This is a genomic window from Brachybacterium alimentarium, assembly GCF_002332425.1.
GTDB classification, from domain to species: domain Bacteria; phylum Actinomycetota; class Actinomycetes; order Actinomycetales; family Dermabacteraceae; genus Brachybacterium; species Brachybacterium alimentarium.
This window is the reverse complement of sequence record NZ_NRGS01000011.1, coordinates 1-13273: the sequence shown is the minus strand read 5'-3', so window position 1 is coordinate 13273 and position 13273 is coordinate 1. Positions and strand designations below refer to the sequence as shown.

Genomic DNA, 13273 nt, shown 5'->3' with positions numbered 1-13273 from the left:
TCACCTCTCGGTCGGGGCGTATGGGGTGGTGGGGGAGAGCTGTGCGTGCCGAACGGCATGCGGCGCAGCGGGGCGGGGAGGGCGTCGACGGTCGGTGCGTGTCCTGGTGCCGGCACCGGAATGCGCGCCGGGGTTCGTGTCGCCGACGGAGGCGGCTGCGGGGGCGGATAGCGTGGAGGCGTCGAGGGTCTCCTCGGCAAAGGCGTCGAACCCGGTGCGTCGGAACCCGACCCACCCGCAGACGAGGCCGACCGTCACGATGATCGTGAGCAGCAGGTAGGCCATCGTCGGCGTGTTCATGAGGGCCGGCGTAATAAGGGCGACCCCGGCGGCGAGAACCCGGGCGATGCCGATCACGGAGCCCTGCACCGTCGAGCGCAGCAGGGTCGGGAAGGACTCCTGGGACCAGACCTTCATGATCGCCTCGAAAGCGAACGCGCCGCCGATGGCGTTGAAGAAGCTCAGGGCGACCCAAGGGATCAGGCTGAAGCCGAAGACCACGGGGATCAGGTAGGAGCCGGCCAGGAGGACGGCGCCGACGGCGTAGACCTTCATCCGCAGCGGGGTGTCGACGATCCGCATGAACACCATGGCGCCGAGCATGCCGACGCCGAGCATCACGATGCCCAGCAGCGACTGTTGCTGCACGGTGATCCCCACGACGTTCACGCCGATGTAGGTGCCGAACTGACCGCCGGTGTTCGCGCCGATGTTCGTGAGCGTGTAGAAGCCGATCAGGGCGAGGAACGGCATGAGGAAGATCTTCTGGCTGAGCACGTCCTTGAGGCCTGTGCTCGAGGCGCGGATCGTGTCCGAGCCGGCGAGGCGCTCGCGGTCGGCGTTAGCCCAGGTGGTCGACTCGGGGATGCTCAGTCGCGCGGCGAGGACGATCAGGGCGACGATCCCGACGTGGCAGAACATGATCTGGCCGCCGAGCTGGCCCAGGCCGCCAGCGATGATGCCGAAGACGTTCGCGCCGATGATCCCACCGAACCAGAGGATCTGCGAGAAGCCGACGAGCCGACCGCGGTTGTGGTCCGATGCCGCCTCGGAGATCGAGGCGAGGGAGACCGGGAGATCGGCGCCGGAGCCGAGACCGACGAGCATCATGCCCACCATCAGCATCGCGAACCCGGGCGCGAGCACCAGCAGGGCCGAGCCGATGACGATCATCGCCATCGTGGTGAGGAAGACTCGACGGCGCCCGTAGCGATCGCCGAGCCGCCCTCCGGTGAGTGCGCCGACGGCGATGCTCAGGGTGAGGGTCGCGGAGAGGGCGCCGATCTGGCCCTCGGTGATCCCGATGGAGTGCTGGTAGAGCACCAGCGCGGTGCCGGAGCTGACGATGGCGGCGGAGTCGATGTACGACGCCATTCCGCAGATCAGGGCCACCCACCAGGGATGGGCGGTCGACGGGCTCGAATGGTCTGGTCGCACTCGTGTTCTCCTTCGAACGGGTGCAGGGCGTGAGCCGCAGCTTCTCGGTCCTGTCTCTATGGCCTGCGGCGATACCCAAATCTGTTGAAACGACTCAACATCGTGTCCGGCGAGACTAGCAACGGCTCGACCGGCCCACAACCCGTACGGCAGATGCGAGGCGCCAGGTCCGCATTCATGGGGTCGGAAAGGGCTTTACACGTTTCAAGCGGCGTGTCTGCACTCCGGTCACGATGCACTCGCGCCCGACCTGGTCCGAGCCGTGCACCCCGACGACCTCCCGCTGCAGAGTCCCGAGAGTCCCGCAGCGGAATCTCCGGTCGGGTCTCCCTGCCCTCGCCGATCGAAGGAGATCACATGACGTCCTCCCGCCTGCTCGTCCGCCTGCCCACCCGTCGTGCCGCCCTTGCTGCGCCCCTCGCTCTGACCTCGCTCGTCTCCGTCGCCTCGCTGTCCGCCTGCGGCCCTAACGCTGCGGGCAGCGGCGACTCCGGGGATGCCGAGTCGGGGGATCTCCGCTTCGCGTGGTGGGGCAACACGACGCGCGACGAGCTCACCCGCACTGCCCTGGAGGCCTATCAGGACATCGAGCCCGACCTCACGGTCTCCGCCGAGCCGGGTGACTGGAGCGGCTACTGGGACAAGCTCGCCACGCAGGTCGCCGGCGGGGACGCACCGGACATCATCCAGATGGACGAGGGCTACCTCGCCGAGTACTCGAGCCGGAAGATCCTGCTGGATCTGTCCACCACGGACTTCGACACCGACGGCATCGACCCCGATGCCCTGGACGCCGGCATGGTCGACGAAGGGCTGTTCGCCGTCAACGCCGGGATCAACGCCCCGGTGCTGCTGGCGAACCCCGATCTGTTCGAGGCGGCGGGCGTCGACATGCCGGACGACACCACCTGGACCTGGGAGGACCTCCTGGAGATCGCCACGAAGATCTCGGAGAACACCCCGGAGGGCACCTACGGGGTGCAGCAGTTCGGTGCGGCGGGCGGGCCGCCGCTGAGCGTGTTCCTGCGTCAGCTCGGGGCCGACCGGTTCGGCCCGGACGGCGTCGGGTACACCGCCGATCAGCTCGAGAAGTGGATGGACTTCGCACTCGAGCTGCAGGACAGCGGTGCGGCGCCGCCTGCGTCCGTGGCCGTCGAGGAGGCGGGCCAGTCCGTCGACCAGGCGCTGTTCGCCGTCGGGAAGTGCGCGATCCAGGCGCAGTGGTCGAACCAGGTCGTCACCTTGGATGCCGCGCTCGACGGGAAGGTCGTGATCCTGCGGATGCCCTCGATGACCGGCAGCGCGGCCGACGCCCAGCTCTGGTACAAGGCGTCGATGTACTTCTCGGTCGCCGCGACCTCCCAGAAGCAGGATGACGCCGTGGCCCTCGTCGACTGGCTGCTCAACAGCGTCGACGCCGGGAAGATCCTGCTCGCCGAGCGCGGAGTGCCCGCGAACCTCGAGGTGCGCGAGGCGATCGTCCCCGAGCTCACCGACTCCGATCTCAAGGCGGTCGACTTCATCGAGGCGATCGCGGACGAGCTCGGCGAGGCGCCGCCGCTCACCCCGCCCGGCGGCGGAGCCGTCGACGACGCCCTCGCCCGGCACGTCGAGGACGTGCTGTTCGGGCGGGAGAAGCCCGCGGAGGCGAGCGCCGCCGTGATCGACGAAGCATCGGGTCTGCTGGGCTGAGGCGATCGCGATACAGTCACCGGATCACGGTCCCGGAGCCCACGGCCCCGGGGCCGGTCAGGTCGAGCCGAGGAGCGTGGGGGAGTGGCCGGGAACCGCCTGGTGAGCATGAAGGATGTCGCGCGCCGCGCGGAGGTCTCCGTCGGTACCGTCTCCAACGTCCTGAACCGGCCGGACATCGTCTCCCAGGACCGTCGCGAACGGGTCGAGGCGGCGATCGCCGAACTCGGCTACGTGCGCAACGATGCCGCTCGCCAGCTGAAGCTCGGCCACTCCCGCACCGTCGGCGCGATCGTGCTGGACTCCGCGAACCCGTTCTACGGCCAGATCGTCGGCGGCATCGAATCCGCCGCGGAGTCCTCCTCCCTCGCAGTGATCGCCGGCAGCACGGGCAACCGGGAGCAGCGCGAGCGGCTGTACCTCTCGCTGTTCGAGGAGCAGCGTGTGCGGGGCATCCTGCTCGCCTCGACCGGCGGCACCAAGGAGCTCATCGACGGGATCCGCCGACGCGGGACGCCCGTGGTGCTGGTCGAGAGCAGCCGGGACGCCACCGGTGGGTCCTCGGTGAGCGTGGACGACATCGCCGGTGGCGAGATCGCCGTGCGGCACCTCGCCGAGCTGGGGCGGCGCCGGATCGGCGTGGTCGCCGCCCGGCAGGATCTGCGGCAGGTCGCGGATCGTCTGCACGGGGCACGCCGCGCCGCGGCCGACGCCGGGATCGAGCTCGAGGTGCTCGACGCGGAGGACCTCACCGTGCTCGCGGGCCGCGCCGCCGGCATGAGCATCGTCGAACGCCCTGCGGCCGAGCGTCCCGACGCCGTGTTCTGCGTGAACGACCTGATCGCCGTCGGCGTCCTGCAGGCGTTCGCCTTCCGTCACCAGATCTCGGTGCCCGAGGAGATCGCGCTGGTGGGCTACGACGACATCGCCTTCGCGAGCTCGACCGTGGTGCCGCTGACCTCGGTGGCGCAGCCGGCCGACCTCATGGGCCGCACCGCGCTCGCCCTGCTCGAGGAGGAGATCGCCGATCCCGACGCCTCGCCCCGGCACGTGAGCTTCACGCCGACGCTCGTGGAGCGCGAGTCGACGACGGGCTGAACGTCTCCAGGTCCACGCTCGCGCGGATGAGCTCCCGGATCGCGCCGTCGGGGGACGGAACGGCACTGAGAGCTCGGGCCTGCACCGCGATGTTCCCCAGCGCGGTCGCCTCCATGGGGCCGGCGACCACCTCGATGCCCAGGGCGTCGGCGGTGAGCTGGTTCAGCAGGGCGTTGCGGCTGCCTCCGCCGACGACGTGCAGACGCGACGGCAGGGGGAGTTCGGCGAGTCGGCAGGCGGTGTGCAGCCCGTCGCGGTAGGTCTCGGCGAGCGATTCGAGGATGCAGCGCACCAGCTCGGCGGGGGAGCGAGGGTGGGCGCTGCGCCGCTCCGGTCCGTCCTCGTGGTCCCCGTGCTGCTCGCCGGTGACCGGGCGGGCGGCGGCCATGACCCGATCCGCCATCTGGCCGGGCGGGAGGAAGGCCGGATCGGTGGGGTCGATCCGGAAGCGGCCGCCCGGGACCGACGCGGCGGCCTCCAGCAGATCACCGAGGTCGACCTGCGCGCCCTCGTCCTCCCATTGCCGGATCGATTCGCTGACCAGCCACATCCCGGCCACGTTCTTGAGGACGCGGAATGTGCCGTCGATGCCGCGCTCATTCGTGAAGCCGGCCGCGAGGGCCGGCCCCGAGGGGACCGCGCCGGCCAGCTCGAGCCCGATGAGGGACCAGGTGCCCGAGGAGATGTAGGCGACGGGGGCGTTCTCGAGGGCGGCCGCCGGCGAGGCCGGGGCCGCCAGCACCGCCGACGCGGTGTCATGGGAGCCGACGGCGATCACCGGGGCCTCACCGATGCCGAGCACGGAGGCGAGCTCCGGGCGGACCGTGCCCAGCTGCTCGCCCGGTGCGATCAGGGGCGCCAACAGCGCGCGGTCCACGCCGGCTGCCTCCAGGAGCTCGGGGACCCACTCCCGGGCGGTCACCGACAGCATCCCGGTGGTCGAGGCGTTGGTGAGCTCCGTGCGGCGCTCGCCGGTGAGCAGGTAGCCGATGAGGTCGGGCACCATCAGCAGCGCGCTGCCCGCGGGCAGCTCCGCGAGGCGGTCGTCGGCCAGCAGCTGGTAGATCGTGTTGAAGGGCTGCTGGGCGATCCCGGTGAGCGCGAACTGTCGCTCCCGGGAGACCTTCCGCGCGAACTCGTCGGCGACCCCGTCGGTGCGGGAATCCCGATAGGCGATCACCTCGCCGAGGCGCTCGCCGGAGCCCGGCACAGGGGTGCCGTCGGCCCCGACCGCGTCCGGCCCGACCAGGCCGTAGTCCACGGCCCAGGAGTCGACGCCGATGGAGGACAGGCGGCCCAGTCCACGCACGACGGCGAGATCATGGGCGTCGGCCAGCCCCTGCCTGATCTCGGCCCACAGGGCATCGAGATCCCAGCACAGGTGACCGCCGCGCCGGACCAGACGGTTCTCGAAGCGGTGCGCCGGGACCAGCTCGAGGCGACCGTGGTCGACCACGCCGAGCATGACCCGGCCCGAGGTGGCACCGAGATCGATCGCCGCGACTGCGAACGGGCTGCTGGTGCCGGTGCTGGTGCTGGTGCCGTAGTCAGGTCGTGGGCCGGGGGCCGGGACGGCGCCGCTCATCGCAGGAACGCGGCCGCGACCCCGGCGTCGACCGGGACGTGCAGGCCGGTGGTGTGCGAGAGGTCCCCGGAGGTCAGGGCGAACACGGCGTTCGCGACGTTCTCCGGCAGCACCTCGTGTCCGAGCAGCGTGCGCTGGGCGTAGAACTTGCCGAGGTCCTCCTCCTGGACGCCATAGACCTTCGCGCGGCTGGCGCCCCAGCCGCCGGCGAAGATGCCGGAGCCGCGCACCACCCCGTCGGGGTTGATGCCGTTGACCCGGATCTGATGGCTGCCGAGCTCCGCCGCGAGCAGCCGCACCTGATGGGCCTGATCGGCCTTGGTCGCCGAGTAGGCGATGTTGTTGGGCCCGGCGAACACGGAGTTCTTCGAGGAGATGTAGATGATGTCCCCGCCCATGGCCTGGTCGATCATCACTCGCGCCGTCTCCCGGGAGACCAGGAACGAGCCGCGCGCCATGACGTCGTGCTGGAGGTCCCAGTCCTTCGCGGTGGTCTCCAGCAGCGGCTTGGACAGCGACAGCCCGGCATTGTTGACGATCAGGTCGAGGCCGCCGAAGGCGAGCACAGCCTCGGCGACCGCCTCCACGACCGCGGCCTCATCGGAGACGTCGGCCCGCAGGGCCACGGCCTTGTCCGGTCCGCCCAGCTCCTCGGCGACGGCCTGTGCGTTCTCGAGGTTCAGATCGGCGATGACCACGCAGGCCCCGTCGGCGACCAGTCGGGCCGCGGTGGCCTTGCCGATCCCGGAGCCGCCCCCGGTCACCAGCGCCACTCGAGTGGCGAGCGGCTTGGGCGCGGGCTTGCGCTGCAGCTTCGCCTCCTCGAGGGCCCAGTATTCGATGCGGAACTTCTCCGACTCCTCGATCGGCGCATAGGTCGAGATCGACTCCGCGCCCCGCATGACGTGGATGGCGTTGACATAGAACTCGCCGGCCACGCGCGCGGTCTGCTTATCGGCACCGAAGCTGAACATGCCCACGCCCGGGACCAGCACGATCGCGGGGTCCGCACCGCGCAGGGCGGGGGAGTCCGGCTCAGCATGGCGCTCGTAGTAGGCGGAGTAGTCCTCGCGGTACGCCTCGTGCAGCTCCGTCAGGCGGGCCACGGAGTCCTCGACCGACGCGTCGGCCGGGAGGTCCAGGACCAGGGGCTTCACCTTGGTGCGCAGGAAATGGTCGGGGCAGGAGGTGCCGAGCTCGGCCAGGGGCGCGAGCTTCTCGCTGGCGAGGAACTCGTGCACGATCTCGGTGTCCGTCCAGTGCCCGATCATCGGGGCATCGGTCGAGGCGAGGCCGCGGATCACCGGGAACAGGGCCGACGCCTTCGCATGGCGCTCGGCCTCCGGAAGTGCTTCCCGGGCGGCGTCGTGCGCGCCGAACGGCTCCGCGGAGCCGGTGCGCTCGAGGAACTCGGTCGCCTCGGCGATGATCCGCAGGGAGTTCTCCTGCGCCTCCTGGGAGGTCTCGCCCCAGGCGGTGATGCCGTGCCCGCCGAGGATGCAGCCGATCGCAGCGGGGTGCTCCGCCTTGATCGCCGCGATGTCCAGGCCCAGCTGGAATCCCGGGCGGCGCCACGGCACCCACACCACGGCGTCGCCGAAGCACTCCGTCGTCAGGCGCTCGCCGTCGGCCGCGGTCGCGAGCGCGATCCCGGCGTCGGGGTGCAGGTGGTCCACGTGGGCGGCATCGACGAGCGCGTGCATGGCAGTGTCGATCGACGGCGCGGCGCCGCCCTTGCCGTGCAGGCAGTAGTCGAAGGCCGCGACCATCTCGTCCTCCCGGTCCACGCCCGGGTACACGTCCTGCAGGGCGCGCACACGATCCAGGCGCAGCACCGCCAGGCCCTTCTCCTGCAGCGTGCCGAGGTCTCCGCCGGAGCCCTTGACCCACAGCAGCTCGGTCTCCTCGCCGGTGACCGGATCGGTGTCCGTGCCCTTGGCGGACGTGTTCCCGCCCGCGTAGTTGGTGTTCCTCGGATCGTCGCCCAGCTCGTGCGAGCGGCGGAGCAGGGCGTCGATCGTCTCGCGTGCGTTCGTGGTGCGATGCGTCGTCATGCTCAGGCTCCCCATCCCATCTGGTTGCCGCCCACGCGCTCCGCGGCGACCTTGTCCTCGTAGCCGCTCGCCCGGAACGCCTCGAACGGATCGGCCGGGAGGCCCCGCTCCTCGCGGAAGGCGGCCAGGGCCGGGCGCACGTCGGTCCAGAACGCGTCCATGAGGATCGTGTTCGCCTCGAGCACGTCGTGGCGCTCCTGGGCATCGGCGAGGGCTTCGCGATCCACCAGCAGCGTCTTGGCGAGGGTCTCCTGGACGTTCAGCACCGAGCGGATCTGGCCCTGGATCTTGGACTCCAGGTTGTGGCACTGGTCGAGCATGAAGTTCACACCCGCGGCAGGGCGGTGCGCGTCCTGCTGGACGATCTCGAACAGGATCCGGAACAGCTGGAACGGGTCCGCCGCCCCGACGATCAGATCGTCATCGGCGTAGTTGCGCGAGTTGAAGTCGAAGGCGCCGAGGCGGTTCTGGCGCAGCAGCTGGGCGACGATGAACTCGATGTTGGTGCCGGGCGCGTGGTGACCGGTGTCGAGCACGACCTGCGCCTGCTCGCCGAGGGCCAGGCAGTGCAGCAGGCTGGTGCCCCAGTCCGGGACGTCCGTGTGGTAGAACGCCGGCTCGAAGAACTTGTACTCGAGCACGATCCGCTCGCCCTCGCCGAGTCCCTGGTAGATCTCCGCGAGGGACTCCGCGAGATGGTCCTGACGGGCGCGGATCGAATCCTGCCCGGCGTAGTTCGTGCCGTCGGCCAGCCAGATCTTCAGCTCGTGCGAGCCGGTGGCGCGCATGACGTCCAGGCACTCGAGGTGATGGTCGATCGCGCGGCGCCGCACGGTCTTGTCGCCGTGCGTGAGCGAGCCGAACTTGTACTCGTCGTCCTGGAAGGTGTTGGAGTTGATCATCCCGAGCGTCATGCCCTGCTCCTCGGCGAACTCGCGCAGGGCACCGAAGTCCTCGACCTTGTCCCAGGGGTAGTGCAGGGAGACGCGCGGCGCCGAGCCGGTGAAGGCGTGGGTCTGCGCGGCGTCGGCGATCTTCTCGAAGGGGTCGCGCGGGGTGCCGGGGGTGCCGAACACCTTGAAGCGGGTGCCGGAGTTGCCGTAGCCCCAGCTGGGGACCTCGATCGAGAACTCTTCGAGATCCCGGGCGACGTCGGCGGGAAGGGTGGTGGGAGTGGTCATGGGTGCTCCTCGAGGATTCCGTCGGAGCCGGAACCCGGTCGACGGTGACGGGCGGGGTGGTGCGATGTCATGCCGCAGCGGGTGTCACGCACTAGTTGAAACGACTCAACCCACGTTATCACGCCATTGGGTGGAAGTGCCAGGCGGCACTGGCGACGCCCGAGGGGGCGCGCTGGGCGCGCCGCGTTCCGCTCGCGGGTGGCGCGGGAAAGCGGTTGACATTGCCGGTCGATGAACTCAGGATGGGCGGCAGCGGGTGCACGCCGAGGCCAGTCCCGAGACTCGCGCGCATGAGCCGGGTATCCACGAAACCCTCGGACTTCACGCCATCCCCGCAGGAGCCCCGTTGACCAGCGCTGACCTTGACCACCTGCTCGCCACCACCCCCGCCCGCAGCCCGCATCGCTGCTGCTTCCTGCTGCACGTGCGCCCCGAGAGGCTGGTCGACTACGTCGCCGCCCACCAGGACGTGTGGGAGGAGATGCGCGAGGCGCTGACCACCGCGGGCTGGCGCAACTACTCCCTGTTCCTGCGCCCGGAGGATGGCATGGTCGTCGGCTACTTCGAGGCCGATGACGTCGACGCCGCGCAGGAGGCCATGGGTCGCGCCGCGATCTCCCCGCGCTGGGAGGCGACGATGGCCGAGTACTTCGCGCCCGGCGGCGGCGAGAAGCAGGTGCTGCCGCAGTACTTCCACCTCGCATGATCCACTGATCCCCTGGCACTGCAGTCCCCGAGCGAAGGAGCCCGATGAGTCCGATGAGGCCGAGCAGCCCGCAGTCCGCGCCTTCCCCGCAGGTCATCAACCCCGATGGCGCCTGGTGCTGGTTCCAGGACGAGCGCGCGCTGGTCGACCCCGAGGCCGGGCTGCTCGTCGTCGGCTCCATCGCCTCCGGGGGAGCCCCTGAGGATGTTGCGCGTCGCGGGGACCTCGATCTCACGGTCGTGGATCTCGCGTCGGGCGCCGCCCAGGTGGTGACCCTGCACCCCGGGTTCGAGGCCGACGATCACGATGTGCCCGCACTGTGGCGTCGGCCGGACGGCCGCTGGCTCGCGGTCTACGCCCGGCACAAGAGCGACGACCTCACCCACTGGCGGATCAGCGAACCCGGCGACCCCACCCGCTGGGGCGAGGAGCGCACCTACGACTGGACCGCGCACACCGGCGGCCGCGGCGTCACCTACTCCAACCTCCACGAGATCGACGGCCGCCTGTACTGCATCGCCCGGGCCGTCAACGACGATCCCTGCGCCCTGGTCTCCGACGACCACGGGGACACCTGGGCCTACGCCGGTAAGCTGTTCGACCGCCCCAAGATCGGCTACGTCAACGGCTACGCCCGCTACGCCGACGGCCCCGGGAGCCTGCACGTGCTGGTCACCGACCATCACCCGCGCGACCACGACAACTCGATCTACCACGGCACGATCGCGCGCGGCCGCCTCCGCGACAGCACCGGCCGCGCCCTGGAGGCCGAACCGTTCACCGATCCCGCGCCGGACCAGGCGGAGCTGACCACCGTGCTCGCCGCGGGCACGGAGGTCGGGGGAGCGCGGCTGGGGCACGCCTGGACCACGGACATCCGCGAGGCGGACGGTCAGGTGGCCGCGGTGATGACCGCCCGCGCCGACCATCAGGCGGCACCGGACGGCGCAGATCTGGGACGCAACGTCCCGGTCCCGGACCTGCGCTTCGTCTATGCCCGGCTCGGCGCCGACGGCCGGTGGACCCTCTCTCCGCTCGCGAAGGCCGGGCCAGGCCTGCTGCCGCACGAGCAGGACTATTCCGGGCTGGCGGCGATCGACCCGTACGACGTCGACACCGTCTACCTCTCCACCCCGATCGACCCGCGCGACGGCTCCCGCCTCGCTCACCATGAGATCTTCCGTGGACACACCGCCGACGAGGGGCGACGCTGGGCATGGACCGCGCTCACCGATGCCGCCGAGAACCCGGGGGTCGACAACCTCCGCCCGATCGTCGCCCCGGGCGACCCGTCCACGACTCATCTGCTCTGGTTCCGCGGAACCATGCGCTCCTCCCAGGACTACGACTGCGAGGTCGTGCTCCGCAGCACTCCGCGCTGAGGAGCCCCGTCCGCAGAGCCCCGTCCGCAGGGCCCGCCCACTGCACCGGCCCGCCCGCACCCTCCGCACCACCGAAAAGGACCCGCGATGACAGAGAAGACTTCCCCCGATCTCCGGCCCGCGCCCCGTGACCCCGCCGAGGAGGCGATGGCCACCCCCACCGGCCCCCTCGAGATGGAACGTCGGATGCACGCCCTCGGCGATGCCGCCACCTGGGAGGACGTCGACGCACAGGCGCATCGAGCCTGGGACGCTCCGTATGGCCCGCCGGAGACGTGGGCGGTCGATGCCGAGGACCGGGAGATCCCCGGCCCGCACGGCCCGGTCCCCGTGCGCGTCTACACCCCGCGGGCCTCGGCCGACGGGCCACGACCCTGCCTGGTGTGGCTGCACGGCGGTGGCTTCGTGCACGGCGACCTCGACATGCCCGAGGGCGACCATGTGGCGCGGGGCGTCGCCGGACGCGCCGATGCCGTCGTGGTCTCGGTCGACTACCGGCTGTGCGACGGGTTCGACGGGAGCCCCGCCCGCGAGTTCCCCGGCGGGCCCGAGCACGTGACCGCACCGATCCCGCTGGACGACGTCTGCGCGGCCGTGGCCTGGACGCGGAGCAGCGCGGACACCCTCGGCATCGACCCGGCCCGGGTCGCGATCGGCGGCGCCAGCGCGGGCGGCAACCTCGCCGCGGCGGCGTCCCTGCGCCTGACCGACGAGGGCACTCTGCCGGCCGCCTCGCTGCTGATGTATCTCGTCGCCCATCCGGTGCGGCCCGAGCCCGACGCCGAGGAGGCGCAGGCGCTCGCGGCGACGCCGCCGATGGTGCGCTTCCCCCTCGAGACGATGCAGGCCATGTCGAGCAACTACCTCGGGCGCCCCTTCCAGGAGGCGACGCCCTACGACTTCCCGGGGCTCGCCGACCCCGGCCAGCTGGCGGCGCTCCCGCGCACCTATATCGAGACCGATGAGTACGACGACCTGCGGGTCAGCGGGCGTCGATACGCCGAGCAGCTGCGCGAGGCCGGGGTGGACGTCGAGTATGTCGTGCGCCGCGGCGTGTGCCACGGGCATCTGAACCGGGTGGGACTGGCGGAGGCGCGCGACTCCATGGACCGGATGGGGGACCTGGTGCGCGGACTCTGAACCGCTGCACGGGCAGGACCGGTGCGACCGTCGCACCGACCCGGATCGAGGAGGATCCATGCAGTCACCGCAGAACGGGCAGTCCCCGCATCACGGACAGTCACCGAAGCACGGGCGATCACCGCAGTACGGAGTCATCGCTCCTGACCAGGACGTCGACGCGATCCTCGCCGCGGGCGCGGACTACATCGAGCCCACGATCGTCGGCAACGTGATCATGCCCGACGGCGACGGTGTCGACGACGGCGGCGGTGTCGGCGGGTGGCGGGTGAACACCGCACTGCGGACGCGCGCGGCCTCCCCGTCGTTCGCCGTGCTGGTGCCGGGGGCGATGCGTCTGTCCGATCCCGATTTTCCGCTCGCCTCGACCCGCGACTACCTGCGCACCGCGCTCGGCGCGGCCGCCGATCTGGCCCGCCCGGGAGCCACCGTGGTGCTGGGCAGCGGAGCAGCACGACGCATGCCCGAGGGGGTCGACCCGGACGCTGCCCGCCTGCAGTTCGCCCGCTCGGTCGAGGTCGCCCGCGACGTCGGGGCGGAGCATGGCCTCGAGATCGTCCTCGAGCCCCTGCATCGTGGGGAGACCGACCTGATCAACACCGTGACCGAGGCGATCGACTTCCTCGATGAGTTCGGGATGGGTGAGCTCAGGGTCGTCGCGGACCTCTTCCACATCATGCGGGAGGGGGAGCCCCTCGAGGTGATCCGGGCTCGGGCCGACCGCGTCGCGCATGCCCACATCGCCGACTCGGGCCGCACCCCGCCCGGTCAGGGGGAGTGGCCGCTCGCGGAGTTCTTGGAGGCGCTGCGCGGCGGCGGATACCGCGGGCACGTCTCGATCGAGTGCACCTGGGCCGACGTCGCCTCCGAGGCCGGGCCGGCGCTCGCCGCAGTGCGTGCAGCGGACCCGGCGTGGGCGGCATCGGGCGCCTGATCCGGGAGTCGGGCGGCGAGCGGACGGTGGACGAGCGAGTGGAAGGGACTGATGCACGATCAGG

General features: G+C 71.0%; 10 protein-coding genes. 6 read left to right on the top strand and 4 right to left on the bottom strand.

All coding sequences use genetic code 11. The features are described from left to right. Entirely contained in the window at window positions 1–1437 is a 1437-nt protein-coding gene (locus CIK71_RS07525) for an MFS transporter (RefSeq protein ID WP_241963928.1), read from the bottom strand. Between the two features lie 357 nt (window positions 1438–1794). Between CIK71_RS07525 and CIK71_RS07520 the strand changes: the two genes are divergently transcribed. Both CIK71_RS07520 and CIK71_RS07515 read left to right on the top strand, forming a co-directional pair. Then, the gene (locus CIK71_RS07520; RefSeq protein WP_245857387.1) at window positions 1795–3129 is read left to right on the top strand and encodes an ABC transporter substrate-binding protein; all 1335 of its coding nucleotides are present in this window, start codon (window positions 1795–1797) and stop codon (window positions 3127–3129) included. Window positions 3130–3237: 108 nt separating this feature from the next. Beyond that, window positions 3238–4227, top strand: a complete 990-nt coding sequence (locus tag CIK71_RS07515) for a LacI family DNA-binding transcriptional regulator (protein ID WP_158541911.1) — start codon at window positions 3238–3240, stop codon at window positions 4225–4227. Here CIK71_RS07515 and CIK71_RS07510 read toward each other — a convergent pair. Genes CIK71_RS07510 through rhaI form a run of 3 tightly spaced genes read right to left on the bottom strand, consistent with a single transcriptional unit; the run spans window position 4187 to window position 9047 of the window. Then, window positions 4187–5812 (bottom strand): rhamnulokinase, encoded by a 1626-nt coding sequence (locus CIK71_RS07510; protein WP_096164580.1) that lies wholly within the window; start codon window positions 5810–5812, stop codon window positions 4187–4189. The two genes, CIK71_RS07515 and CIK71_RS07510, sit on opposite strands and share 41 nt — an antisense overlap. After that, complete coding sequence (locus tag CIK71_RS07505) at window positions 5809–7866, bottom strand: bifunctional aldolase/short-chain dehydrogenase (protein WP_096164579.1); 2058 nt, start codon at window positions 7864–7866, stop codon at window positions 5809–5811. The genes CIK71_RS07510 and CIK71_RS07505 overlap by 4 nt, the downstream gene beginning before the upstream one ends. Window positions 7867–7868: 2 nt before the next feature. Continuing rightward, a complete protein-coding gene (gene rhaI / locus CIK71_RS07500; RefSeq protein WP_096164578.1) occupies window positions 7869–9047 on the bottom strand; it encodes an L-rhamnose isomerase in 1179 nt (392 codons plus the stop codon). A 346-nt stretch (window positions 9048–9393) separates the two neighbouring features. Between rhaI and CIK71_RS07495 the strand changes: the two genes are divergently transcribed. From CIK71_RS07495 to CIK71_RS07480, 4 genes are all read left to right on the top strand, one after another. Beyond that, window positions 9394–9753, top strand: coding sequence for an L-rhamnose mutarotase (locus tag CIK71_RS07495; RefSeq protein ID WP_096164577.1), 360 nt, complete (start codon window positions 9394–9396; stop codon window positions 9751–9753). Window positions 9754–9806: 53 nt separating this feature from the next. Beyond that, window positions 9807–11135 (top strand): BNR-4 repeat-containing protein, encoded by a 1329-nt coding sequence (locus CIK71_RS07490; protein ID WP_096164862.1) that lies wholly within the window; start codon window positions 9807–9809, stop codon window positions 11133–11135. A gap of 87 nt (window positions 11136–11222) precedes the next feature. After that, window positions 11223–12275 carry an alpha/beta hydrolase gene (locus CIK71_RS07485; RefSeq protein ID WP_241963935.1) on the top strand — a complete coding sequence of 351 codons (1053 nt, stop codon included), beginning with the start codon at window positions 11223–11225 and terminating at the stop codon, window positions 12273–12275. A 58-nt stretch (window positions 12276–12333) separates the two neighbouring features. Further along, window positions 12334–13209 carry a sugar phosphate isomerase/epimerase family protein gene (locus CIK71_RS07480; protein ID WP_096164576.1) on the top strand — a complete coding sequence of 292 codons (876 nt, stop codon included), beginning with the start codon at window positions 12334–12336 and terminating at the stop codon, window positions 13207–13209. Window positions 13210–13273: the final 64 nt, after the last annotated feature.